The sequence below is a fragment of the Pseudomonas sp. 28 E 9 genome, from assembly GCF_900004785.1.
GTDB lineage: Bacteria > Pseudomonadota > Gammaproteobacteria > Pseudomonadales > Pseudomonadaceae > Aquipseudomonas > Aquipseudomonas orientalis_A.
In genome coordinates this window covers 131,307-156,316 of the sequence record NZ_CVTK01000053.1, presented here as the reverse complement: position 1 = coordinate 156,316, position 25,010 = coordinate 131,307, and the positions used below count along the sequence as shown (strand labels likewise).

General features: G+C 61.5%; 22 protein-coding genes. 14 read left to right on the top strand and 8 right to left on the bottom strand.

The window, feature by feature from the left end; all coding sequences use genetic code 11:
- Positions 1 to 213: 213 nt before the first annotated feature.
- From BFQ00_RS21210 to BFQ00_RS21180, 7 genes are all read right to left on the bottom strand, one after another.
- Complete coding sequence (locus BFQ00_RS21210; RefSeq protein ID WP_065934646.1) at positions 214 to 1,614, bottom strand: sigma-54 interaction domain-containing protein; 1,401 nt, start codon at positions 1,612 to 1,614, stop codon at positions 214 to 216.
- A gap of 108 nt (positions 1,615 to 1,722) precedes the next feature.
- Positions 1,723 to 3,294 (bottom strand): ABC transporter ATP-binding protein, encoded by a 1,572-nt coding sequence (locus BFQ00_RS21205; RefSeq protein WP_065934645.1) that lies wholly within the window; start codon positions 3,292 to 3,294, stop codon positions 1,723 to 1,725.
- 10 nt (positions 3,295 to 3,304) lie between these two features.
- The gene (locus BFQ00_RS21200; RefSeq protein WP_065934644.1) at positions 3,305 to 4,327 is read right to left on the bottom strand and encodes an ABC transporter permease; all 1,023 of its coding nucleotides are present in this window, start codon (positions 4,325 to 4,327) and stop codon (positions 3,305 to 3,307) included.
- Complete coding sequence (locus BFQ00_RS21195; RefSeq protein ID WP_065887455.1) at positions 4,327 to 5,385, bottom strand: microcin C ABC transporter permease YejB; 1,059 nt, start codon at positions 5,383 to 5,385, stop codon at positions 4,327 to 4,329. The genes BFQ00_RS21200 and BFQ00_RS21195 overlap by 1 nt, the downstream gene beginning before the upstream one ends.
- Positions 5,385 to 7,244 carry an extracellular solute-binding protein gene (locus BFQ00_RS21190; RefSeq protein WP_065934643.1) on the bottom strand — a complete coding sequence of 620 codons (1,860 nt, stop codon included), beginning with the start codon at positions 7,242 to 7,244 and terminating at the stop codon, positions 5,385 to 5,387. Before BFQ00_RS21190 ends, BFQ00_RS21195 begins: the two co-directional genes overlap by 1 nt.
- A gap of 128 nt (positions 7,245 to 7,372) precedes the next feature.
- Positions 7,373 to 7,654 (bottom strand): peptidylprolyl isomerase, encoded by a 282-nt coding sequence (locus BFQ00_RS21185; protein WP_065887453.1) that lies wholly within the window; start codon positions 7,652 to 7,654, stop codon positions 7,373 to 7,375.
- 114 nt (positions 7,655 to 7,768) lie between these two features.
- A complete protein-coding gene (locus BFQ00_RS21180; RefSeq protein WP_065887452.1) occupies positions 7,769 to 8,263 on the bottom strand; it encodes a DUF1543 domain-containing protein in 495 nt (164 codons plus the stop codon).
- 106 nt (positions 8,264 to 8,369) lie between these two features.
- Between BFQ00_RS21180 and BFQ00_RS21175 the strand changes: the two genes are divergently transcribed.
- Positions 8,370 to 9,191, top strand: coding sequence for an aldo/keto reductase (locus BFQ00_RS21175; protein WP_065893084.1), 822 nt, complete (start codon positions 8,370 to 8,372; stop codon positions 9,189 to 9,191).
- Positions 9,192 to 9,240: 49 nt separating this feature from the next.
- On the opposite strand, the gene BFQ00_RS21170 is transcribed toward BFQ00_RS21175, so the two are convergent.
- Complete coding sequence (locus tag BFQ00_RS21170; RefSeq protein WP_065893083.1) at positions 9,241 to 9,756, bottom strand: Hcp family type VI secretion system effector; 516 nt, start codon at positions 9,754 to 9,756, stop codon at positions 9,241 to 9,243.
- Between the two features lie 478 nt (positions 9,757 to 10,234).
- On the opposite strand from BFQ00_RS21170, the gene tssA reads away from it, so the two are divergent.
- Genes tssA through icmH form a run of 13 tightly spaced genes read left to right on the top strand, consistent with a single transcriptional unit; the run spans position 10,235 to position 25,004 of the window.
- Positions 10,235 to 11,788, top strand: coding sequence for a type VI secretion system protein TssA (tssA, locus tag BFQ00_RS21165; protein ID WP_065934642.1), 1,554 nt, complete (start codon positions 10,235 to 10,237; stop codon positions 11,786 to 11,788).
- A gap of 24 nt (positions 11,789 to 11,812) precedes the next feature.
- A complete protein-coding gene (tssB, locus tag BFQ00_RS21160; RefSeq protein WP_065887448.1) occupies positions 11,813 to 12,322 on the top strand; it encodes a type VI secretion system contractile sheath small subunit in 510 nt (169 codons plus the stop codon).
- Positions 12,323 to 12,337: 15 nt separating this feature from the next.
- On the top strand, positions 12,338 to 13,819 hold the full coding sequence (gene tssC, locus BFQ00_RS21155; protein ID WP_065934641.1) for a type VI secretion system contractile sheath large subunit: 1,482 nt from the start codon (positions 12,338 to 12,340) through the stop codon (positions 13,817 to 13,819).
- A gap of 14 nt (positions 13,820 to 13,833) precedes the next feature.
- Positions 13,834 to 14,235: a type VI secretion system baseplate subunit TssE gene (gene tssE / locus BFQ00_RS21150; protein ID WP_065893079.1), complete on the top strand. Its 402-nt coding sequence runs from the start codon at positions 13,834 to 13,836 to the stop codon at positions 14,233 to 14,235.
- The gene (gene tssF / locus BFQ00_RS21145; protein WP_065934640.1) at positions 14,225 to 16,012 is read left to right on the top strand and encodes a type VI secretion system baseplate subunit TssF; all 1,788 of its coding nucleotides are present in this window, start codon (positions 14,225 to 14,227) and stop codon (positions 16,010 to 16,012) included. The genes tssE and tssF overlap by 11 nt, the downstream gene beginning before the upstream one ends.
- Positions 15,976 to 16,983 (top strand): type VI secretion system baseplate subunit TssG, encoded by a 1,008-nt coding sequence (tssG, locus tag BFQ00_RS21140; RefSeq protein ID WP_065934639.1) that lies wholly within the window; start codon positions 15,976 to 15,978, stop codon positions 16,981 to 16,983. The genes tssF and tssG overlap by 37 nt, the downstream gene beginning before the upstream one ends.
- Before the next feature lie 12 nt (positions 16,984 to 16,995).
- Positions 16,996 to 19,434, top strand: coding sequence for an AAA family ATPase (locus BFQ00_RS21135; RefSeq protein WP_065934638.1), 2,439 nt, complete (start codon positions 16,996 to 16,998; stop codon positions 19,432 to 19,434).
- Complete coding sequence (locus tag BFQ00_RS21130; RefSeq protein ID WP_065934637.1) at positions 19,431 to 20,975, top strand: sigma-54 interaction domain-containing protein; 1,545 nt, start codon at positions 19,431 to 19,433, stop codon at positions 20,973 to 20,975. The genes BFQ00_RS21135 and BFQ00_RS21130 overlap by 4 nt, the downstream gene beginning before the upstream one ends.
- On the top strand, positions 20,975 to 21,106 hold the full coding sequence (locus BFQ00_RS21125) for a type VI secretion protein (RefSeq protein ID WP_065893074.1): 132 nt from the start codon (positions 20,975 to 20,977) through the stop codon (positions 21,104 to 21,106). Before BFQ00_RS21130 ends, BFQ00_RS21125 begins: the two co-directional genes overlap by 1 nt.
- Positions 21,107 to 21,126: 20 nt before the next feature.
- Positions 21,127 to 22,317: a type VI secretion system-associated FHA domain protein TagH gene (gene tagH, locus BFQ00_RS21120; RefSeq protein WP_065934636.1), complete on the top strand. Its 1,191-nt coding sequence runs from the start codon at positions 21,127 to 21,129 to the stop codon at positions 22,315 to 22,317.
- 5 nt (positions 22,318 to 22,322) lie between these two features.
- On the top strand, positions 22,323 to 22,808 hold the full coding sequence (tssJ, locus tag BFQ00_RS21115; protein ID WP_065934731.1) for a type VI secretion system lipoprotein TssJ: 486 nt from the start codon (positions 22,323 to 22,325) through the stop codon (positions 22,806 to 22,808).
- A gap of 1 nt (position 22,809) precedes the next feature.
- Positions 22,810 to 24,138 carry a type VI secretion system baseplate subunit TssK gene (gene tssK / locus BFQ00_RS21110; RefSeq protein ID WP_065934635.1) on the top strand — a complete coding sequence of 443 codons (1,329 nt, stop codon included), beginning with the start codon at positions 22,810 to 22,812 and terminating at the stop codon, positions 24,136 to 24,138.
- 5 nt (positions 24,139 to 24,143) lie between these two features.
- On the top strand, positions 24,144 to 25,004 hold the full coding sequence (gene icmH / locus BFQ00_RS21105) for a type IVB secretion system protein IcmH/DotU (protein WP_065934634.1): 861 nt from the start codon (positions 24,144 to 24,146) through the stop codon (positions 25,002 to 25,004).
- The last annotated feature ends 6 nt before the right edge of the window (positions 25,005 to 25,010 follow it).

Sequence of the window (25,010 nt, the reverse complement as noted above, 5' to 3'; positions counted from 1 at the left end):
GTGTGCCAAGTATTTAACGTGTTGAAATACAAGGTAATTTATTGGTTTTTTGTCAGTTACTGTCTCAATATAGAGACAAACACTGTTCAACTGTGGGAGGGGGCTTGCCCCCGATGGCTGTGTATCAGGTGCATATGCTCAAGCTGACAGACTGCTATCGGGGGCAAGCCCCCTCCCACATTGGACTGTCTTTATATTGAGAGCAGTGTCTCTCTATGGAGACTGAGTTAGCCCAAGGGCGATCATTTTCTTGTACAGCGTCGACCGCCCCAGCCCCAGCCGCTTGGCGGCCTCCACCACATTCCCCGCGCACGCCTGCAAGGCCTCACCGATCAACTGTCGATCGAACCGCGCCCGCGCCGCCGCAAACGTCTCACCCTCAACCATGGCCACCGCACCGTGTGCCACCGGGCTGAACGTACCAATCGCCGCACGAATCTCGCCGGCGCTCAACACCAGGTCATCACTCAACAACGCCGCCCGCTCGAGCACATTGCGCAGCTCGCGGATATTGCCCGGCCAGGCGTGCCGGGCCAACAGTGTCAGCGCTTCAGGGCTCAACTCGTGGCGGCTGCGCAGTTCTTCCAGAATCGCCTCGCTCAGCGCGGGGATGTCCTCCAGCCGTTCACGCAACGGCGGCACCTGGATCGGCAGGACATTGAGGCGGTAATACAGGTCTGCGCGGAATTCGCCACGTTTGATCGCCGCCTCCAGGTCCATGGAGGTGGCGGCAATCACCCGCACATCGCTGTGCAACATCTCGTTGGAGCCCACCGGTTCGAATTCCTTTTCCTGCAGCACCCGCAATAACTTGCTTTGCAGGGGCATCGGCATATCGCCGATCTCATCCAGAAACAGCGTGCCACCCTGGGCGATCTGGAACTTGCCCGGCCGGCCCTTGCGGTCGGCGCCGGTAAACGCACCCGGCGCGGTGCCGAAAAACTCGGCTTCGAGCAGGTCATGGGGAATCGCCGCGCTGTTGATGCTGACGAACGCTTTATGGGCGCGAGGCGACGCGCCGTGGATGGCCTGGGCGAGCAGTTCCTTGCCGGTGCCGGTTTCGCCCAGCAGCAGCACCGGCGACTCGGCGCTCGCACTGCGCCGCGCGCGGCGCTTGACGTCAAGGCTGGCGGCGCTGGTGCCGATAAAGTGCGCGAAGTTGTATTTGCTTTGCCGCGAGCGCAACAGCGAACGGGTGGACGCCAGCTCCTGCTGCAGGCTCAGGTAGCGCTCGATCAGCGGCGACAGGTTGCGCAGCTCATCGAACAACGCAAACCCGATCGCACCGATCACCGCGCCGGCTTCGTCGTGGATCGGCAGGCGCATCACCACCAGCGGGCCCTTGGGTGTGTCCTGGATATCCAGCAGGATCGGCCGGTCATTGCGCACCACCTGGCGCAGCAGGCTATTGGAGATCACCTGCTCGCAGGGTTGGCCGATGGCCTGCTCGGCGCTCTGCAGGCCGAAACGCCTGGCGTAGCGTTCGTTCATCCAGACGATATTCGCGTCGCGGTCGACAATCACCGTGCCTTCGCTGGACTGCTCGATGATCTCGAACAGCGACTGGATGGCCAGGCCACGAACCTGTTGGTAATCCTTGAGGCTGGTACTCATGGGTACGGGATCCTGTAGGAGCGAGCTTGCTCGCGAAGGTCGTCAACGATGATGCGGCGCTCCTGGAGGAATCTCGAGCATTCAATTTCTTCGCGAGCAAGCTCGCTCCTACAGGGGGATGTGGGCTGCGGCCAGCAATTCTTTGGTGTAGGGGTGTTGCGGCGACTCAAAGACATCATGACTGGCACCGCGCTCCACCACCTTGCCGTCCTTGACCACGATCATATCGTGGGCCATCGCACGCACCACCGCCAGGTCATGGCTGATGAACAGGTAAGTCAGGCCGTATTTCTCCTGCAGTTCGCGCAGCAAGGCCACCACTTGTTTTTGCACCGTACGGTCCAGCGCCGAGGTGGGTTCATCCAGCAGCATCAGCGCCGGCTTGAGCACCAGCGCACGCGCAATGGCGATACGTTGCCGCTGGCCGCCGGAAAACTCATGGGGGTAGCGATGGCGGCTGGCGGGGTCCAGGCCCACATCCCTGAGCACCTGAATCACCTGCGCTTCGCGCGCGTCGAGGCTGCACGGGGCATGCACTTCCAGGCCTTCGCTGATGATCTGCTGCACCGACATGCGCGGGCTGAGGCTGCCATAGGGGTCCTGGAACACTACCTGCATCTGCTTGCGCCACGGCCGCATCTGCTGATGGTTGAGCGGGTCAAGGGCCTGGCCCTGGAAGCGGATGCTGCCGCTGGAGTCCAGCAAGCGCAGAATCGCCTGGCCGAGTGTGGACTTGCCCGAGCCGGACTCGCCGACAATCCCCAGGGTCTTGCCCCGTTGCACGCTCAGGCTGATGCCGTCCACCGCGCGCAGGTAGGTCCTGGGCCGAAACAATCCGCCGCCGAGGCGAAACTGCACGGTCAGGTCATCGACCTGCAAGACCGTCTCGCGCTCATCACTGCACAACACATCGCCGGACGGTTCGGCGTCCAGCAGCAGGCGGCTGTAAGGATGTTGAGGCGACGTGAACAGCGTCTGGCAATCGGCCTGCTCGACGATCTCCCCGGCGCGCATCACGCACACCCGCTGGGCAATGCTGCGCACCAGGTTGAGGTCATGGCTGATCAGCAGCAGTGACATGCCCAGGCGTTGCTGCAGGGACTTGAGCAACAGCAGGATCTTGCGCTGCACGGTCACGTCCAGCGCGGTGGTGGGTTCGTCGGCAATCAGCAGTTCCGGCTCGCAGGCCAGGGCCATGGCGATCATCACCCGCTGGCGCTGGCCGCCGGAGAGTTGATTGGGATACGCCTTGAGCCGTTCCCGGGGTTTCTGGATGCCCACCAGCTCGAGCAGCTCGAGAATGCGCGCCTGCGCCGCCTTGCCGCCCAGGCCCTTGTGCAGCAGCAGGGTCTCGCCGATCTGCTTTTCGACCGTGTGCAGCGGGTTCAGCGAGGTCATCGGCTCCTGGAAGATCATGGCAATGCGGTTGCCGCGCAGCTTTTGCAGGGCCGCAGGTGAAGCGCCCATCAGCTCCTGGCCGCGGTACTTCACCGAGCCTGTGCTGTGCGAGCCTGCTTCGGGCAGCAATTGCAGGATCGAATGGGCGGTCACGGATTTGCCCGAGCCCGACTCGCCCACCAACGCCAGGCATTCGCCTGGGCGTACGTCCAGGCTCACCTTGCGCACTACGGTCTGGTCGCCGAACGCCACGCTCAGGTCACGGATTTCAATCAGGTTCATACGCGATCACTCATGAGCGAGGGTCGAAGGCATCACGCAACGCCTCGCCGATAAATACCAGCAGCGACAGGATCAGCGCCAGGGTGAAAAATGCCGTCAGGCCCAGCCACGGCGCTTGCAGGTTCTGCTTGCCCTGGGCGATCAACTCCCCCAGCGAAGCACTGCCGGCCGGCATGCCGAAGCCGAGGAAGTCCAGGGCGCTCAAGGTCGAAATCGCCCCGGTCAGGATGAATGGCAGGTAGCTCAAGGTCGCGGTCATGGCATTGGGCAGGATATGCCGGGCGATGATCTTGCCGTCGCCCAGGCCCAGGGCGCGTGCGGCCTTGACGTATTCCAGGTTGCGCCCGCGCAGGAACTCGGCGCGCACCACGTCCACCAGGGCCAGCCAGGAAAACAGCGCCATGATCCCCAGCAGCCACCAGAAATTCGGCTCGACGAACCCCGACAGGATAATCAGCAGGTACAGCACCGGCAGGCCCGACCACACTTCCAGGATGCGTTGGCCGAGCAAGTCCACCCAGCCGCCGTAGTAACCCTGCAACGCGCCGGCGGCGATGCCGATGGCTGCGCTGATCGCGGTCAACGCCAGGGCAAACAGGATCGACACGCGCGCGCCGAAGATGACCCGCGCCAGCACATCCCGCGACTGGTCATCGGTGCCCAGCCAGTTCACCGTCGACGGCGGGCTGGGGGCAGGACGGGCCAATTCGTAGTTGGGGGTGTCGTCGCTGAAGGGGATGGGGGGGAACAGCATCCAGCCGCCGTCCTGCTTTATCAGCTTTTGCACGTAGTCACTGCGGTAGTCGGCCTGGAACGGCAATTGGCCGCCGAACTGCTGCTCGGTGTAGCGCTTGAACACGGGGAAATACAGCTCGTTCTTGAAGCTGAGCACCAGGGGCTTGTCATTGGCGATCAACTCGCCGCCCAGCGTCAGAATGAACAGGCCGATGAATAGCCACAGCGACCACCAGCCGCGACGGTTCCTCTTGAATCGCTCGAAACGCCGGCGCGCCACGGGAGACAGATTGAGCATCAGGCGTTCCTCGCGGCGAAGTCGATACGCGGGTCCACCAGGGTGTAGCAGAGGTCGCCGATGAGTTTTATCAAGAGGCCGAACAGGGTAAAGATAAACAGCGAACCAAACACCACCGGGTAATCCCGCGACACCGCTGCCTCATAGCTCATGCGGCCCAGGCCATCGAGGGAAAAGATCACCTCGATCAGCAGCGAGCCGGCGAAGAACACGCTGATGAACGCCTGGGGAATCCCGGAAATCACCAACAGCATTGCGTTGCGAAACACATGGCCGTAGAGCACGCGACGTTCGCTCAAACCCTTGGCGCGCGCGGTCACCACGTACTGCCGGGTGATTTCGTTGAGGAACGAGTTCTTGGTGAGGATGGTCAGGGTGGCGAACCCGCCGATCACCAGCGCCGTGACCGGCAATACCAGGTGCCAGAAATAGTCGGCGATCTTGCCCACGGTGCTCAGTTCTTCGAAATTCTCCGACACCAGGCCGCGCACCGGGAACCAGTTCAGCGAAGTGCCGCCGGCAAACACCACGATCAGGAACATCGCGAACAGGAACGCCGGCATGGCATAGCCGATCACGATGGCGGTGCTGCTCCATACATCAAAGCTGCTGCCATGGCGCACCGCCTTGCGTATCCCCAGGGGGATCGACACCAGGTAAGTAATCAAGGTGGCCCACAGGCCGAGGGAAATAGTCACGGGCATCTTTTCCAGGATCAGGTCGATCACCGTTGCGCCGCGAAAGAAGCTGTTGCCGAAATCCAGTCGGGCGTAGCTCTTGAGCATCAGCCACAGACGTTCCGGCGCAGGCTTGTCGAAGCCGTACTGCCTTTCGATGTCCTTGATCAGCTTCGGGTCCAGGCCGCGGCTGGCTCGCGAGCCGCTGATGCCTTCCCCGGCAGCGCCTGCGACACCGCCCCCGCCGATGCCTTGCAGGTGGGCAATGGCTTGTTCGACCGGCCCGCCCGGCGCGGCCTGCACGATCACGAAATTCACCAGCAGGATGATCACCAGGGTCGGGATGATCAGCAGCAGGCGCCGCACGATATAGGCAAACATCAGCGCGCGCCCCCGCGTTTTTCCAGCTTGGCGCGCATCTGCTCGTTTGTCAGCGGCGTTGGGCTGACTTCCCACCAGGTTTCCAGGGCTTCATCGTTTTTCGCCTCGATGGCCGGGCGGCCGAAGCGGTTCCACCATGCGGCAGAGGTGCCGGGCGGGTAGTAGTTGGGAATCCACAGGTAGTTCCATTGCAGCACCCGGTCCAGCGCATGGGCGTAGGTGAGCATCTGCGCCTGGGTGTCGGCCTTGACCAGGCCTTTGACCAGGCTGTCGACGGCCGGGTCCTGCAGCACCATGTAGTTGTTGGCGCCCGGATCGAACGCGGCGGCGGAACCGAAGAAGTTGTACAGCTCCATGCCCGGCGAGGCCGTGACCGGAAAGCCGGTGACAATCATGTCGTAATCCCGTGCCATCAGGCGGTTGACGTATTGGGAGGAGTCGATGCGGCGGATATTCAAGGTAATACCGATTTGCGCCAGGTTGCGCTTGTACGGCAGCAGCAGACGTTCCACACCCGCCTGGGCATTGAGGAAGGTAAATTCCAGCGGCTCGCCCTTGGCATTGACCAGCCTGTCGCCGTCTGGCTTCCAGCCTGCCTGCTCCAGCAGGGCCAGGGCCTGCAGCTGTTTGTCGCGGATCACGCCGCTGCCATCGGTGACAGGCGCCTTGAACACCTGGGTAAACACTTCGTCGGGAATCTGCCCGCGCAGGGGTTCAAGGATCGCCAGTTCTTCCCGGCTGGGTAACTGGTTAGCGGCAAGCGGGCTATTGGAGAAAAAGCTCTGCTGGCGGATGTACAGGTTGCGCATCATCTGCCGGTTGGCCCATTCGAAATCCCATAGCATTGCCAGGGCCTGGCGTACGCGGCGGTCCTTGAACATCGGCTTTTGCACATTGAACACATAGCCCTGGGCCGGTTGCGGCATCTCCTTGGCCAGGTGCGCACGCTGCAGGCGGCCATCATCCAGGGCCGGGCCGTTGTAGCCGATGGAGTAGCCGGTGGCGGAAAACTCTCGGTTGAAATCGTAGGCGCCGCCGCGCAGCACCTGGCGCGCCACTTCGGTGTCGCCGAAATACTCCAGGCTCAGGTGATCGAAGTTGTACAGGCCACGGCTGACCGGCAGGTCCTTGCCCCACCAATCGGGATCGCGGGTAAAGGTGATGGTGCTGCCGGAGTCGATCTTGCTGACCTTGTACGGGCCACTGCCCAGGGGCGCTTCATAGCCGCCGCCATTGGCGAAGTCGCGGGTCTTCCACCAATGCTCGGGAAACACCGGCAGGGTGGCGATATCCAGGGGCAGGGTGCGGTTTTCATTGCTGGCAAAGTCGAAACGTACCTGGCGCTCGCCTTCGACTTCGACATGCTTGACGTCGGCAAACAGCGTGCGAAAACGCAGGCTGCCTTGGGTCATCAATAAATCGAAGCTGTAACGCACGTCTTCGGCGCTGATCGGTGTGCCATCGGCAAAACGCGCCTTGGGGTTGAGGTAGAAACGCAGCGACAGACCGTCGTCGGCGCGCTCCATTTTTTCGGCCACCAGGCCGTAGACCGTGTAGGGCTCATCCAGTGAGCGCTGGGCCAGTGGTGAGTACAGCCAGCCGTCAACCTGGGAAACGCCGATGCCTTTGTCGATATACGGCAACACATGGTCGAAGCGCCCGATCTCGATGGCCGAGCGGCGCAGGGTCCCGCCCTTGGGCGCATCCGGGTTGGCATAGTCGAAATGGCTGAAGCCGTCGAGATATTTGGCCGGCTCGCCGTACACCGTGAGGGACGTTTGTGGCGCCGCGATCACGGCGGTGCCTGTCATGAACAGGACCAGGGTGATGCTGAACAGTTTTGGAAAAGCCAATCGCATTATCAGCCTTGAGCGCGGATGAACATAAAGGGAGAGCGGTACGTTAACGGCTTAAGCGTCGTCAGTCATCACATGCACAACGGCCCACCAAATGGCGGGCCGTTGTTTACAGCATCAGCACGGACCGATCAGTCCTGGCGGCTGGTGACTTCCAGCAGGTGATAACCGAACTGGGTTTTCACCGGACCTTGTACGGTATTGACCGGGGCGCTGAAGACGACGCTGTCGAATTCCTTGACCATCTGGCCTGGGCCGAACGAACCCAGGTCACCGCCTTGACGGCTGGACGGGCAGCTGGAGTTGGCTTTGGCGACTTCGGCGAAATCAGCGCCGCCTTCGATCTGGGCCTTGAGTTCGTTGCACTTGTCTTCAGTGGAAACGAGGATGTGGCGGGCGGTGGCTTTGGCCATGGAAAATAACTCCTTAAGTGAAAAACGGTGAGCCTACCGGATTCAGGCGGTTATTTCCCGGCAAAGTTCCACCGGCGTGCCTGACCGGCTGAAGAACGGCCTGGCCTGCGGGTTTCAGGCTAAAACGATGTAGTCGTTCTGCTGGACGATGGGGGCGTGCGGGCCCTTGACCAGATGGATATAGCGGCCGTCCACCAGGTCGATGGGCAGACAATCGTCGATATCCATGACCGCGTCGGTGTGGGCCTGGGACCAGTGGCGCAACAGGTGCTGCTTGCCCTTGCTCATGGCTTCGCGTTTGTCGCGCGCGACCAGCAACAGGTAGTGATGGGCCTCGCCAAAACTGTTGGCCTCATAGCCGCCGAGGTTGATGAAATACAAGTGCGGCGCATCACCGTGCGGCGCCAATTGGCTGAATTGGACCTGCCAGCCGTCGACACCCTCCACCGCCATCCACGAATCGATGTGCACACCCTTGGGGCTGCCAAACCAGGCGTCGCGCAATTGCGGGTAGGTGGCCTGCAGCGTATCCGCCACGGCAAACGCCACATCGTGTACTTCGATCCGGGCCCTGGGGTGCTTGCCCCCGAGCATGACAACAAACAGCATTGCGAGTGATTCCTGGCGATTGATCAAAGGCCAACCATACTGCGATTGAACCCTTTTGTCCGGTCAATGCCACACTGTTAATTCGCCAACTCATCAGGAGGTTGTCATGCGTACTATCGATCTGGCCGGCGTTCCCGTCCCTGTCATTGGCCAGGGCACCTGGCGCATGGGTGAAGACCCGGACCGGCACCGCGCCGAAGTGGGCGCCTTGCAACTGGGCATCGACGAGGGCCTGACCCTGATCGATACCGCTGAAATGTATGGCGAAGGCGGTGCGGAAAAGGTCGTCGGCGAGGCCATCCAGGGCAGGCGCGACCAGGTATTTTTGGTGAGCAAAGTCTATCCGCACAATGCCAGCCGCACCGGCGTGCCCCGTGCGTGCGAAGCGAGCCTTCAGCGCCTGGGCACCGACTACATCGATCTGTACCTGCTGCACTGGCGCGGCCAGTACCCTCTTGAAGAAACCGTCGAGGCGTTCGAGCGCTTGCGCGAAGCAGGCAAGATCGGCCGTTGGGGTGTTTCCAATTTCGATGTGGCAGACCTGCAGGAGCTGGCATCCCCCGTGTGTGCAACCAACCAGGTGCTCTACAACATTGAAGAGCGTGGTATTGAATTCGACCTGTTGCCGTGGTGGCAACAGCACCATTTGCCACTGATGGCTTACTGTCCTGTTGCCCAGGGCGGTGCGCTGTTGGCCAGCCAGACGCTCAAGGAGATTGCCCGTCGTCATGAGGCCACTCCCGCGCAAGTCGCTCTCGCCTGGGTCTTGCGTCAAGACGGCGTAATCGCCATCCCCAAGGCGGTCACTCCCGAACACATACGGCAGAACGCCGCCGCTGTGAAGCTGGTGTTGGACGAGCATGACCTGGACGCGATTGATCGCGTGTTCGGCGCGCCCAAGCGCAAGCACCCGCTGGCGATGGTGTAGTGCCGGCAGGAACGGTGCCTTCCCTGGACCGTTCCCGCCTGCGCCGCGGTTAGCCGGCCACAGGGCTGCGCCAGTCATCCGAGCCGGACGTGCCGGCTACTTCATGGGTCCAGACGATCTTGCGATAGCTGAAATACACGTCCTCCAGGTGGGTGAAATGGGCGTTGTCCGGATCCTGGCAATTGGGCATGCGCGACTGGATGTCCACAATCGTCGCGCCTTCCAGTTCAACGGTGAAGTAGTGCTCCTGGGTGCCTGCCGAAGAGGTACGAAACCATTCCAGCCGGCACGACACTTCTTCCCCCGAGGTCAGTGCACTGAATAGCAGGGGCGAGGACTTGTCGAAGACCTTGCTCACCATCAGCGGTTTATGCACACGCTGGCCGGTCGGCTGGCCCGATTGCGGATCCCGGGGGATGATCACCTGATGCGCGAACGCCTGCACCAGGATCTGATCTTCATGGCCTTCCTGATAAATGTTTCCTACCGAGTCCTGAGTAAATGTACCTGCGGTGATCAAGCCTTGTTTGACACCGGTGATGGAGAGGTACGCGGGTGTTGGCATGACGGGTTTCCTTGTCTGGTTGAGTAGGTACACCCGAACAGCGAAGTTGCCGGGCGGGTAAATGCCTATAACAAAAAGCGTGCCTGAAAGTGCGTGACTCAATGAAAACAAGGCGATGCGGTTGGGAGGATTTAGTGCAGCAGGAAAATATGGGTTTTTTGCGGTTTTTTTAGTAATTGAAGTTGCACATAAGTGCGCAGCTAATTGCTCACGGTGGTGAATCAATAATTAAGCGCGGTTGCGGATAAATGAAGGATTTTTTCAGCTGATTAAGTGCGCAAATCACTGCGCAGGCCACGATTTCAGGGCGTTGTAGGAAATTCCTTAAGTCCCGCCCTGCGGCTTGCTGGTTGTTTTTAAGGTGGCTAAGGTTTGTTCACTTCGTAGCGTGTTGAACGCGGGGTTAGCGGCACTCTGATCCGTATTTCACGGTATCTGGTTTGCCTATTCAGCCTTATTAGTTGTGTGCGGCCAAAAAATGGTTCATTCAGAAAAGCTTTGCGCTTATTACCAGGAACTTGCACGAATCCCTTGTTCGCCGGGGAATTTCGCCGGCAACGACGTGCGTTTTTCGAGTGAGTTTGAAACCGTGGAAACCGAGGTCGCCAAGACACACTCGATACATGGTGCGAGCCTGCCGGATTGGCAGCAGGTCTGCGAGCTCAGTGAGCGCGTGCTGCGTGAGCAATCCAAGGATCTGCGCGTCGCTGTATGGCTCACCTGGGCGCTGCACCAGCGTGATTCATTTCCCGGGCTGCTGGCCGGTCTCGTCTTGCTGGTTTATCTCTGTGAGCACCACTGGGCACAGGTGCATCCCGCCAAGCCACGCACCCGCGCTGCCGCGTTGGGTTGGCTGGTGGCGCGCCTCGACTCGCTCTTCTCGCACAACCTGTCTCTTGTCGACCAGTTGCCGTTGTTCCGGGCGCTGCATGAACACCTCGTGCGCCTTGATGAGTTGTTGAACGAGCATCTGGGCAGCGACGCCCCGTTGTTGTTGCCGAGCCGGCGTCAACTGGCGGAGCGCCTGGCGCGTGCCACCCAGGGCGGTGAGGAGCCGGCGGGCATCGCGGGTGTCATTGCCCAGTTCAGGCAGGCGAGCACGCAACTGTTCAAGCCTGAATCGCCCATCAACAACGAAAAGGATGCCCACAAAGCGCTGCGCGCCTTACAGGAACAGGCCCGAACGTTATGTAGCTGGTGGTTGCGCCACAATGCCACCGACCTGCGGGCCTTGCGTCTGGGGCGCACCCTGGCCTGGCTGAGCCTCGTCAACTATCCCGATGCCAACAGCGAGGGGGTGACGGCCCTGCGCCCGCTGGCTCCCGACAAGCTCAAACGTTACCAGGATCGTCTCGGTCATGGCCATCACGCCGAGCTGTTGCTTGAGCTCGAGGCCAGCCTGGCGGGCGCATTGTTCTGGTTTGATGGCCTGCGCATGGTCTGGGAATGCCTTGAAGCCTTGCACGCGAGCCAGGCAATGACTGAGCTGGAAATGAGCTTCGCGCTGTTATTGCAACGTTTGCCGAACCTGCCTGAATTGCGCTTCGACGACGGTACGCCGTTTGCGGCCCCCGCGACCTGTGAGTGGATCACGCTCCACGTGATTCGCCACCTGCACAAACCCGAGCCTTTCACCGCTGTCGCCGATGTCGGCAGCGAACCCTGGGAAGCCGCCTTGCAGGCGGCCATGCCGAGCTTGCGCAAGGAGGGGCTCAAGGCAGCAGTGGGCCTGCTCAAGCAGGGTTTGCAGAGCGCGTGCAGTGACCGCGCGCGCTTTCATTGGCGACTGGCGCTGGCCAGGTTGTGCATACGGGCGGGCAAGCCTGACCTGGGCAGGATTCAACTGGAACAGCTGGACCTCGAATTACAGCGCGCGGGCCTGGACCGCTGGGAGCCGGAACTGGCCCTGCACGTCGGCAGGCTTTTGTATCGCTGCTATGACCTGTTGCCACAAAGCCACGCCGTGCGCGAAAGCAGGGAGGCCACGCACCGCCGGCTGTGCCATTTCGATCTGGCAGCGGTACTCGAATAAAAAATCATCAAAAGGAGTAACACCATGGCCAAAGACGGTTCGGTAGCACCCAAGGAACGTATCAATATCACCTTCAAGCCCGCCGTTGGTGGTGCGCAGGAGGAAGTCGAGCTGCCGTTGAAACTGCTGGCGCTGGGGGATTTTTCACAACGCGAGGACCCGCGCAAGCTTGAGGACCGCAAGCCTATCGGCATCGACAGGAACAGCTTCGACGAGGTGTTGGCCAAACAGGCCCTGAACTTGACATTGAGCGTGCCCAATCGCCTGCAGGAAGACGCTGACGTCGACGATCTGGCGATCCAGGTGCGGATCAACTCGATGAAGGATTTCAACCCCGCCAACCTGGTCGAGCAGATACCGCAACTGCAAAAGCTGATGGTGCTGCGAGAGGCATTGGTGGCGCTCAAGGGGCCGCTGGGCAACACCCCGAGCTTTCGCAAAGCCATTGAGCAGGCACTGGCCGATGACGACTCCCGTGCTCGGGTACTGGCCGAGTTGGGGCTGAGCAACGCTGATGCCGAACCTATTCAGTAAAAGGACACTGACACCATGACTACTCCCCTGCATGACCCGCAGCCCCTGCCAAAAGCCGCCGACGAGTGCAGCATTCTCGACAACATCATTGCCCAGACGCTACTGAGTGCCGATGACGAGGCGTACAGCATTGCCAAGCGCGGTGTGTCGGCGTTTATCGAAGAACTGGTCAAGCCCCATAACCGCGAAGAACCGGTCAAGAAACGGTTGGTCGACCGGATGATCGCCGAGATCGATGCCAAGCTCAGCCGGCAGATGGACGAGATTCTGCACCACCCGGATTTCCAGGCCCTGGAGGCGGCCTGGCGCGGGCTGCAGCTGCTGGTCGAGCGCACCAACTTTCGTGAGAACATCAAGATAGAGCTGTTGAATGTCTCGCGGCAGGACCTGCTGGACGATTTCGAGGATTCCCCGGAAGTTACCCAGTCGGGGCTCTACAAGCACATCTACAGTGCGGAATACGGCCAGTTTGGCGGGCAGCCGGTAGGGGCGATCATCGCCAACTACTTCCTGTCGCCCAGCGCGCCTGATGTAAAACTCATGCAATACGTGGCTGCCGTTGCCGGTATGGCTCACGCCCCGTTCATCGCGGCGGCCGGGCCAGGTTTCTTTGGTCTGGAAAGCTTTACCGGCCTGCCTGACCTCAAGGATCTGCGGGATCATTTCGAAGGCCCTCAGTTTGCCAAGTGGCAGAGTTTTCGCCAGAGCGAAGATGCTCGGTACATCGGCCTCACGGTACCGCGCTTTTTGCTGCGCACGCCGTACGACCCCCTCGAATGCCCGGTCAAAACCTTTGCCTACCAGGAGACTGTGGTCAACAGCCACGAACACTACCTGTGGGGCAATACGGCCTACGCCTTCGCTACACGCCTGACCGACAGCTTCGCGCGTTTTCGCTGGTGCCCCAACATCATCGGCCCCCAGAGTGGGGGAGCGGTCGACGACCTGCCGTTGCATCACTTCCAGAGCATGGGCGAGATTGAAACCAAGATTCCTACCGAGGTACTGGTTTCGGACCGGCGCGAATATGAGTTGGCGCAGGAAGGGTTCATCGCCCTGACCATGCGCAAGGGCAGTGACAACGCGGCCTTCTTTTCCGCCAGCTCCGTGCAGAAACCCAAGACGTTCGGCATCAGCGAGGAGGGCAAGGCCGCCGAACTGAACTACCGGCTGGGTACCCAGTTGCCTTACATGATGGTGGTCAATCGCCTGGCCCACTACCTCAAGGTTCTGCAGCGTGAACAATTGGGCTCGTGGAAGGAAAGGACCGACCTGGAGTTGGAACTCAACAAGTGGATTCGCCAGTACGTGGCGGATCAGGAGAATCCCAGTGCGCAAGTGCGCGGGCGGCGTCCACTGCGCGCAGCGCGCATTGTCGTCAGCGATGTCGAGGGGGACCCGGGCTGGTACCGCGTCAGCTTGAGCGTTCGGCCGCATTTCAAGTACATGGGGGCGGACTTCACCTTGTCCCTGGTCGGCAAGCTCGATAAAGAATGAGTCGAAGCCAGGGAATGCGCCACTGCAGAAGCCTCTTCGAGCGCCTTGAGCCCGACGCCTGCGCCAGTGTGTGCCGCGTGACGTCCGTCGCCGCGCATTTGACGAAAATGCTCAGCACCCGCGCAGGCAGCGTCCAGACACTGCCGGATTACGGCCTGCCTGATCTCAATGATATGCGGCTCAGCCTGCACGAATCCCTGACGCAGTCGCGGCTGCTGATCGAGCGCTTCATCCAGGCCTACGAGCCTCGGCTGGTGAATGTACGCGTCAGGGTGCTGCCCCGCGTGCACGAAACGTTGGCATTGGCATTTGCCATTGACGCCGGACTGCTCATTGACGGTGGCACCCAATCTGTCGTGTTCCATGCGCGTCTGGCGGATGCAGGGCAAGTGGAGGTCTGCGCAGATGGCCTTTAACCGTTATTTTCAAAGCGAACTCAGTGCCCTGCGGCAACTCGGGCGGCGCTTTTCCGAGCGCAACCCGGCCCTGGCACCGTTTCTCGCCGAGTCCGGTCAGGACCCGGATGTGGAACGTCTGCTGGAGGGCTTTGCATTCCTGACCGCGCGCCTGCGTCAGAAGCTGGATGACGAGCTGCCTGAGCTGACGCATTCCTTGATGCATCTGTTATGGCCCAACTACATGCGGCCGATGCCTGCCATGAGCATCCTGCAATTTGACCCGTTGAAGTGCGCCGGCCCCAGTGTTCGAGTGGCACGGGATACCGCCGTGGAAAGCCTGCCGATCAACGGCGAACGTTGCCGTTTCAAAACCTGCTATGCCACCGAGGTCATGCCGTTGCAACTGCGTAGCCTGGACTACACCTGCCAGGGCGCAGTGGACTGGTTGGACCTGCGCCTGACCATGAGCGCAGCGGGCAATTTCAGTGCGTTGGCATTCGATTCGTTGCGCCTGCACCTGGCCGGAGACCGCTCTGTCAGCCAAGGCCTGTACCTGGGCCTGTTGCGCCATCTGCACAGCATTGAGCTGCAGTTGTTGGACCAGGACGGTTCGCCGGTCAACGGAATCGATGATCAGCCTGCCACGCTACGGCTCAGCGCCGGCCAGGTCCGGCCGGTGGGTTTCGCAGAGGAACACGCGCTGATTCCCTACCCGCAAAACACCTTTTGTGGTTATCGCCACCTGCAGGAGTATTTCACGTTTCCCGAGAAGTACCTGTTTGTCGATATCGAAGGGTTGGCTGCCCTCCATCGATTTCCCCATGAGGTGCTCAAGCGGGCGCACGGCATGCTGTTGCGCTTCGAGCTACGCGGCCAGGGCCGTGCGCTTGGGCGTCCCACCCTGGACAACGTGAAGCTGTACTGCACGCCGATCGTCAACCTGTTCAATCACGATGCGATACCCATTCGGCTGGACGGAAAACAGGACGAATACCTCCTGTTGCCCGGGGAATACTCCCCGGCGAATGCCGGTGTGTTTTCGGTTGATCGTGTTACAGGATGGCGCCCGGGTGGCCTGGGGCATCAGACGTACGTGCCCTTTGAGTCGTTCGAGCATGACGGCGACCTGCAGACTACGGGTGCGCCCCCCAGCTTCAGCATTCGTCAACGACCTTCGGTACAGCATGACGGGCCGGCTACCTGGATAAGGTTTGACGGCCGCCGCGAGCAGGGCCCGGAAACCCTGTCAATCGAGCTGACATGTACCAATGCCGGGCTGCCGCGACAGTTGCGGGCCGGTGAAATCAACCAGCCCGGCGAGCACACCCCGGAGTCGTTGACGTTTGGCAATATCTGCGCGCCGACCGCGAGTTTTGCGCCGCCGCTGGACCAGGATTATCTCTGGAAGCTGATCAGCAACATGTCGCTCAACTATCTGTCGTTGACCGATATCAACGCGCTGAAGGTGATTCTCGAAACCTACGACCTGCCGCGCTATCACGATCGACAGGCGCTGAACATCAGCCGGAAAAAGCTGGGCGCGCTGCGCTCGGTCCAGCATGAAGCGGTTGACCGCTTGCACCGTGGCCTGCCGATTCGCGGATTGCGGGTGGACCTGACGGTGGACCCCCTGGGGTTTGCCGGCCAGGGCGATCTGTTTGTGTTCGCTTCGGTTCTCAATCAGTTCTTTGCGCTGTACGCCAGCCTCAATTCCTATCACGAGTTGCGAGTTATCAGCACACAAGGAGACGTGTACCTATGGCCGTTCCAGATGGGCCAGCAACCCCTGCTTTGACTCGGCTTTGCCGTGTTATCCGCGAATACACGCTGTTCCAGGCGGTGGTGCAGGTGGTCGCACGCTTGCGCCAAGCCCATCCAGGGCTGGATGAGGAGGCGCTGTACGACCTGCTGGAGTTCCAGGCCAATCCGGGCCTGGGGTTTGCGGGACACGATATTGACCGCGTGGAGTTTTTCATGGACCACGAGACGTTGCGGGCGCGCCTGCGCATCAATGTGCTGGGGTTGTTCGGCGCCGGTTCACCATTGCCCGCGTTTTACGCTGAGCAGGCATTGGCGGAACGCGCGGGTGGCAATCCCACACGGGATTTCCTCGACATGTTCCACCACCGACTGCACCGCCTGATGTTACCGATCTGGCGCAAATACCGTTACCCGGCCTGTTTCCAACAGGGCGCCAGTGATGGGTTTTCGCAGCAGATGTTTGCGCTGATCGGCCTCGGCAGCCACGCGATACGGGGGGCCTCGCGTCTCGATTGCAAGCGCTTGCTGCCTTACCTAGGGCTTCTGAGCCTGCGAACGCACTCGGCTGCGCTGATCGAGACCGTCCTGCGGTATTACTTCAAACATGCCTCGGTGTTCATCGAACAGTGGGTCGAGCGCACCGTGGACGTTGCGCCGTTGCAGTGCAATGACTTGGGCCGCGCCAACTGTGAGCTTGGCCAGGACCTGGTGCTGGGGCGCCGGATCGCTGACCGCAGCGGCAAGTTCAGGGTGCATATCACGGCGTTGGGTTGGCAGCGCTTTCACGATTTTCTCCCCACGGGAACGGCGCATGCCCCGGCGTGTTCGCTGGTGCGTCTGACCGCCCCGGACGCGCTGCAATTTGACCTGCGTCTGGTGCTGGCGCCCGGCGAAATCCGGGCGCTGCACATCGGCGCTGACAATGTGTGCCGCCTGGGTTGGACCAGTTGGCTGGAGCATGAACGAGCCGAGGGTGCGATCACACTCGCCGGGCATTTTCATTAAGGATCGATGAGCATGATTAATGTGGACCTGCAACAACTGATCCGCACGTTGACGGACCAGGCCCGCCGTGACCTGACGCGTGCCGCCGAGCGCTGCATGACGAGAGGCGGCCATGAAGTGTTAGTGGAGGATCTGCTCCTGGCCTTGCTCGAGCATCCCGCCGGGCTGATGGCCAAGGCATTGTCCGATGCCGGCGTTGCCGTGGGCGAACTGCAGGCGGCCTTGCAGCCCAGGAGTGAGCAGAGTGCTACACGCAACCCGGTATTCGCCCAGGCCTTGGTGCTGTGGTTACAACAAGCGCTGGTCATTGCTCACGCGCAATTGGGTCAACGTTTCGTCGATCACGGCGCGCTGTTGCTGGCACTTTTACAGCACCCGCTGGAACATGCGGGCAGCGGGTATTACGCCGTGCTCAGCCGCCTGGACACGGGCAGGCTGCAGGATTTCCTGAAGAGCCGGCCCTGCGAGAATCAGCCGATTGCCAACGAGTCGCTGTTGCAGCGCTTTACCCAGGACCTCACCCGGCAGGCTCGTGAGGGCCGGATAGACCCCGTGCTGTGTCGTGAGCGTGAAATACGCCAGTTGATCGATATTCTGCTGCGGCGGCGCAAGAACAACCCGATTCTGGTGGGGGAGGCCGGGGTGGGGAAAACGGCGATCGTCGAAGGACTTGCGTTGCAGATTGTCGCTTTGCAAGTGCCCGAGGCCCTTAAAGCGGTGCGCGTGCTGGCCCTCGATATGGGCCTGCTGCAAGCAGGGGCCGGCCTCAAGGGCGAGTTCGAGCGGCGTCTCAAAGGGGTAATCGATGAAGTGAACGCATCGCCGCAGCCGGTGATCCTGTTTATCGACGAAGCCCATACCCTGATTGGCGCCGGCGGCCAGCCGGGAGGCCTGGACGCGGCCAACCTGCTCAAGCCGGCGCTGGCTCGCGGCGCGCTGCGTACGATTGCCGCCACCACCTGGTCGGAATACAAGCGCTACATCGAAAAGGACCCGGCCCTGGCGCGGCGCTTCCAGCCGGTACTGGCCGAGGAACCCGGTGTCGAGCAGGCGGTGACGATTCTGCGGGGACTGGTGCCTGTCTATGAAGCGAGTCATGGCGTGTATGTGCGTGATGATGCCGTGGAGGCGGCCGCTCGCATGAGCGCACGCTATCTTGCAGGCCGACAGCTGCCGGACAAGGCAGTGGACGTGCTGGATACCGCCTGTGCCAGTGTTCGCGCGCGTCAGGCCATGCCGCCACAGGCATTGCAGGCGGTACGCGCCGAACTGATCGAGGGTCAGCGGCACGCGCGGGCGCTGGGTCGAGACGCCGAACTCGGTTTGCCGGTGGACGCACAGGCCTTGCAGGCGTTGAAGCTGCGCCTGGAAACCCTCGAGCACGAGTGCCTGGCACTTGAGCGGCGCTGGCTTGAGTTGGGTGAGCAACCGTTGGCCAAACCTGAGGTGTGCCCGCGTGGCATAGCGCACGTCATCAGCGCGTGGACCGGTATTCCCACTGAGCAGCTGGCTTTCGAACCCAATGAAAAAGTCCTGGGTTTTGCCGAGGCTTTGCGCGCGCGCGTGCTCGGGCAGGAACACGCCGTGCAGGCCCTGGATCGTGCCTTGCGTGCGGTCGCCGCCGGGATCGACAAGGTCGATGCGCCTGTCGGGGTGTTTCTGCTGGTGGGGCCAAGCGGCGTCGGCAAGACCGAAACGGCACTGGCGCTGGCCGATCTCCTGTACGGCGGTGAGCAGTTCGTCACCACGATCAATATGTCGGAATACCAGGAGAAACACGCGCTTTCCCGACTGATCGGCGCGCCACCGGGATATATCGGTTATGGCGAGGGCGGCGTATTGACCGAAGCCGTACGCCAGCGTCCCTATTCGGTGGTGCTGCTCGACGAGGTGGAGAAAGCCGACCCGCAGGTTTTGAACCTGTTTTACCAGGTCTTCGACAAAGGCCGTGCCAATGATGGCGAAGGGCGGGAAATCGACTTTCGCAATACCGTGCTGCTGATGACGTCCAACCTGGCAAGCGACTGTATCAACGCGCTTTGCGCAGACGGTCAACGACCTGATCCCCAGGTGCTGCAAGACGCGATTTACCCGGTACTGCGTGCCCACTTCAAGCCCGCCTTGCTCGCCCGCATGCGTGTCGTACCGTATTACCCGATTGGGGAAAAGGTGCTGCACGAGGTGGCCGCACTCAAACTGGCGAGCCTTGGCCAACGGCTGCAGCAACGCCAACTGGCGTTCACCTGGTCGCCGGGATTGGTTGCGCACATGGCCGAGCGTTGCGCTGATGGTGACAGCGGTGCGCGGTACATCGACCAGTGGATCGAGCGGCATTTGTTGCCGCAGATGGTGGACGGCCTGCTCGGCGCCATGGCCGCGGACGCACCGCTTGCCTCGGTGCATGCCCGATTGGATGGCAACGGCCAGCCCGTCTGTGAGTTCAGCCAATGACCGAAAAAAGCCTTGAGCAACTGCCTGACCCGCTTGCCCATGCCAGCGCCATGCTCGACTGGTTCACACGAATCGGCCTGGACACTGACGTCGCTTCATTGCCCGGTGTGTGCGTTTCGGCTGCGGCCCACATGAGCGGCTGTGAACTGAGCCAGTTGTACCGGCTCGATGAAGAAACCGGCCGGCTCGATCTGATCGCCCAGCACCTGAGCGCGACACCCTCGCTGGTGGTTGCGGCTGCAGCTATCGATCTGCGGCAGGTGCCGTTGCTGCGCGACACCGTGAACCAGGGCGTTGCCGTCCAGGTGAATGACGGGCAGCACAGCCCCTACGACACGACTTTCTTGCCAGTGCTCGCGTCACCCTGGCGCGCCCTGTTGAGTGTGCCGCTGTTCAACCGCCTCAACGCAGTCGCGGGCGTGCTGCTATGCGCCGCTCAACGCCCGGCGCCGTTACAGGGGTACGGGTGCTCGCTGGGGCGGTTCGGCAGCTTCGCCTTGCACCAATTGGCCCTGTTGCGCAGCCTGCGGTGGGTGCCGGATGTTGCACCGCAAGGGCCCGAAAAGTCGCTGGCCGACACTTATGGCCTGATTGGCGGCAGCACAGCGATGGCGCAGACCTGCCAATTGATTGGCAAGGTGCTGCATACCCCTTATACCGTCCTGCTGCGGGGCGAAACCGGTACCGGCAAGGAAGTGGTGGCTCGGGCCATCCACCTGGCAGGGCCGCGCGCGGCCAAGGCATTTGTGGTGCAGAACTGCGCAGCGTTCCCGGAAGGCTTGCTGGAGAGTGAGCTGTTCGGCTACCGAAAAGGCGCGTTCACCGGTGCCGAGCGCAACTATGCCGGGCTGTTCGACGCCGCGCATGGCGGCACGTTACTGCTGGATGAAATCGGCGACATGCCGCTGTCCCTGCAAGCAAAGCTATTGCGGGTATTGCAGGAAGGCGAGGTTCGCCCATTGGGCGCCAGTGCCGCGCACAAGGTTGATGTGCGCATCATCGCGGCCACCCACCGCGACCTGGCTGCAATGGTCGCCGCAGGCAGCTTTCGCGAAGACCTTTATTACCGGCTTGCCCAGTTCCCCATCCAGTTGCCGGCCTTGCGTGAGCGGGATGGAGATGTGCTGCAACTGGCACGGCATTTCGCCGCCAAAGCGTGCGCAAGCCTGGGGAGGACGCCTGTGCAATGGTCCAATATCGCCCTTGATCAACTGTCGAGTCATCCCTTTCCCGGCAACGTGCGTGAACTCAAATGCCTGGTGGAGCGAGCCGTGCTGTTGTGTGACGACAACGTGATTCTGCCGGTGCACCTGTCGCTGCCCCAGGCGGTGGCGAGCGCCGTTGATGATGTAACGCTGCGCCAGCGTATGGAGCGGGTAGAGCGGGTGTTCCTGCTCGATTGCCTGCACAAGAATCGTGGCAACCGAACCCGTACCGCACGGGAACTGGGGGTTGCACGGCGCACGCTGCTGTACCGGCTTGCGCGCTTGAACATTGCCTGCGGCGATGCCGGCGTGCCTATTCACCGAGGAGAAACCTGATGCTTGATCGTCCCCGGCACCTCGTCGTGCTTGTGCTGTGTCTGCTCGGCGGTTGTAACGCCAACTATGTATTCGATGACGCCCAATACCGGCCTTTGGGTGAGCCTCAGGCGGTCATCCGTGGCCGCTGAACAGAGGAGGGAGCCTGACCATGCAACTCGTGTTTGAAGTCAGTGAGGCCGCAGGCGCCAGTTCGGCGTCCACGGTGCGCAAGGTTTTTGACGGCGTCGGCGGCGTGATTGGCCGTGGCTCCGGCTGTGACTGGGTAATCCACGATCCCAGTCGCTTGCTCTCCAGCCACCATGCCCTGGTGGGATGCCGGGAAGGACGTTACTTTCTCACCGATATCAGCAGCAACGGTATCGGCATGCCAGGCAGTGGCGAACGACTGCGCAAGGGGCAGGCGCGCTTGATCGAGGATGGCGATGTGTTCGAACTGGGTATGTTGTCTGTACGCGCGAGGTTGATGGAACCTGCTCAACCCTTCGACGAGCAGTCGATCAGCACGGCGGCACCGATTCCCGATGACGCGTTCCTGGGGCTGGACCCGTTGCAGGCGCTGGACCTCGAGCACCAGCGGCATAATGCCTCGGATGAGCTGGCGGCGTTGAGTACAGGTGTTGGCGAACTCGGCGCGTGGGCGGATCGGTATGCCGCAGACCGTGAACATGTCGCGATACCGCGCCGGGTCGAGCCCGTCAGAGAGATACCGGCGGTTGAGCCGGTCGCGATGGCAGCCTCGCCCGACGAGGTCTTCTGGATCGCGTTCGCAGCCGCGCTTGGGCTGGACCTGGGCAGGCTTGACAGCGCTGCCCGAGAAGCGCTGGCAATCAAGGTGGCGCGCTTGTTTCGGCTGGAGGTCGAACGGCTGCAAAGCAGCCTGCGCACCTGTGAGCAATTGCAGGGCGAACTGGCAACGCTGCCTGCCGACGCGTTGCGCACCGCCCACAACCCCTTGCACAGCTGTATCGATACCGACGCGGCGTTAACCGCGATATTGGACATGGCGCAAGTGGCCCCGCAGTCTGGCGAACAGACGATCGCCCAGGCGCACCGGGCACTGCAAGTGCATCAGGTCGCGTTGTTGAGCGCCTGTCGAAGTGCGTTGCGTAACGCTCGGGCCGCTTTTGCTCCAGGCCATTTACTGGCATGCGCCGAATTTCAGGAAGCAGCCCCCCGATGGGGTTCCGACGGCGCGCGCTGGCGGGCATACCTGCGTCACTACCGGCGCCTGGTGGCGGATGGGCAGTTCGACGAGCGACCGCTGGGCAGCGACTTCGCCAGGGCCTATGAGGAACAGGTGCGCCTGATCTCAACCCTGCACAACGATTATCCAGGATGATGTTCATGTATCGAGCCGCGCTCACATCACTGTCGCTCATGCTCGGCCTGTTGGCTGGCTGCAGCGCCCTATCGCCGTTCTCGACGTTGACCAAACTGGACCTGGTACTGAGCGCCAATGAGCGCGTCAACCCGGATCTTCAGGGTCGACCCTCGCCGGTCGTGCTGCAGTTGATTGAACTGCGCCATGGCGTTGCCTTTGAGAATGCCGACTTCTTCAGCCTGTATGACAACGCCGAGCAGGTTTTGCCGAAGGACTGGGTGAGCAGTGAGGAAGTTGAACTGCGCCCGGGCGATCGACTGGCACTCAAGTTGAGGGTCGAGCAAAACAGTCATTTTGTCGGCGTTCTGGCGGCCTATCGCGACTTGCCGCACGTTCAATGGCGACTGCTCGTTCCGCTCACCGCCCGGCAATTGAACCGTGCCGAGCTGGTGCTGGACCAGGACGGAATCCGGCTTGCCGACCCGCGTTCCGACAAGGAGGTGCAGTGATATGCACGCACATAAAGTCATATGGCAGGAAGGCATGCTGTTGCGGCCACAGCACTTGCAGCACAACGACCGGCATTACCAGCAACAGCTCAACCAGACGCGTCTGCTGGGCCCTGATGCCTGGGGATTCCTCACGCTGGAGTTCGATGTGCAGTACCTCAACCTGGGCAAGCTGGTGGTTACTCAAGCCAGCGGTGTGTTGCCGGACGGCACTCTGTTCGACCACGGTACCGCCATGGAACCGCTGGTATTACAGGTGCCCGCCAATGCCGGGGAACAGACCGTTTACCTGGCGCTGTTACTGGCGACCGACAATCAGATTGAAGCCCGTCAACCGGAGCAGGGCGATGTCCTGGCGCGCTACCTCAGCTGTGCAGTGGAGGTGGGCGACTCGAATGCCGGGACCGGCTCGCGTTGTCTGATTCACTGCGCGCGGCCTGATCTGCGCCTCCTGCTGGGTGAGCGGCAGCGGGAACAGGGTTACGTCACACTCAAGGTCGCACAGGTGCTGGAGTCTACCGACGCGGGGGGCGTGCGCCTGGACGCGGAGTTCGTGCCTACGTTCATGTTTATGCAGGACCGCGGGTATGTCGCTTCTTGTCTCAAGGAGGTGATCGGTTTGCTGGCGTCGCGGGGCGATGCCATCGCCGCGCGGATCAGGGGGGAGAGCACCGCCGCCGGCACTCAGGTGGGCGATTTTCTGATGCTGCAAGTCATCAATCGTACCGAGCTTGCGCTGCGTCACTGCTTGAGCCAGGCCCGGGTTCGCCCTGAAACGGTGTTTGCTGCACTGCTGGCCCTGCTCGGCGAGTTATCAACGTTCGCCAGCGATAGCAGGCGCGCTGAGCTGGACTTGCAGTACCGGCACGCCGACCAGGGGGCAAGCTTCCGTGGGCTGATGGACGCGGTGCGTGGCGTGCTGTCGGTCGTGCTGGAACAACACTCTATCGAGTTGACGTTGCAACAACGTCAGTACGGCGTACTGGTTTGCCCGGTAAGCGACTTGAAATTGCTGGGCACTGCGACGTTCATCCTGGCGGCCTCCGCGCAGTCTGATTCGGAGCAATTACGCCAACGCCTGCCAGCGCATCTGAAAATCGGCCCCGTTGAGCGCATACGCGAGCTGGTCAACCTGCATCTGGCGGGGATCAAGGTCAAGCCACTGCCCGTAGCGCCGCGCCAGATTCCGTTTCACGCCGGCAAGACGTATTTCATGCTGGACATGAGCGCCCGCGACATCGCACAGCTGCAGCAGTCGGGTGGGTTCGCCTTCCACGTGGGGGGCGAATTCTCCGGGCTTGAGTTGACCTTCTGGGCCATCAGGAATTGAACGCTATGGACAGTGAATATTCGCAGGATGAAAAGACCGTCCTGCTCGACCGCGACGGCCTTGGGCCCGCACAAGGGCCGCTCACGCAGTTCCCTTCGCCGCCACGCTACGAACAGTTACAGGATCGGATGATCTATGCGAGCCAGGCATTGGACGCACACAGCTTCACGACAACGCTCAACCCGTTGGTAGTCGCGGCTTGGGAGGTATTGTCGCAAGTGGTCCGGCTCAAGGGCTGCTCCGGTCGTGAAAACCTCGTCACGGTCAACGATCGATTGTCATCGGCGGTGACTCAATTCGAAACCCGTGCGCTGCAGGGAGGTGTTGAAAACACTCAGGTCATGTCTGCGCGCTACGTGTTGTGCAGCCTGATTGACGAAGCCGTCGTCACCACGGCGTGGGGCGCTCGAAGCGACTGGTCGAAGATGAGTCTGTTGAGCCGCTTTCACCACGAGACATTTGGCGGCGAAAAGGTCTTCCAGTTGCTCGAACGCCTGGCGCGTGACCCGATAAAAAACGTGGCGATGCTTGAGTTGGGGTACCTGTGCCTGTCCCTGGGGTTCGAAGGAAAGTTTCGCGTGATGGAGCGGGGGATGCTGCATCTGGAGGCCGTTCGCGATGGCCTGTATCGACAGATCCGGCAGGTGCGTGGCAACCCGTCGTCGGCGCCGGTCTTGCCGGCCGGGCAGGGGCGCGCGCGAAGCAGGCGCATATGCGTCATCCCTGCCCGCTGGTGTGTTGCCTTCACGCTGTGCTGTTTGCTCGCTATGTACGCGGGCTTCTGCTGGGTGTTGGCGCGAGAAAGGGCGAACGCGCTGCAGCCTCTTCAACTTTCGGCGTCGGAGCTTACCCGGACGCCCTTGTAAAAAACG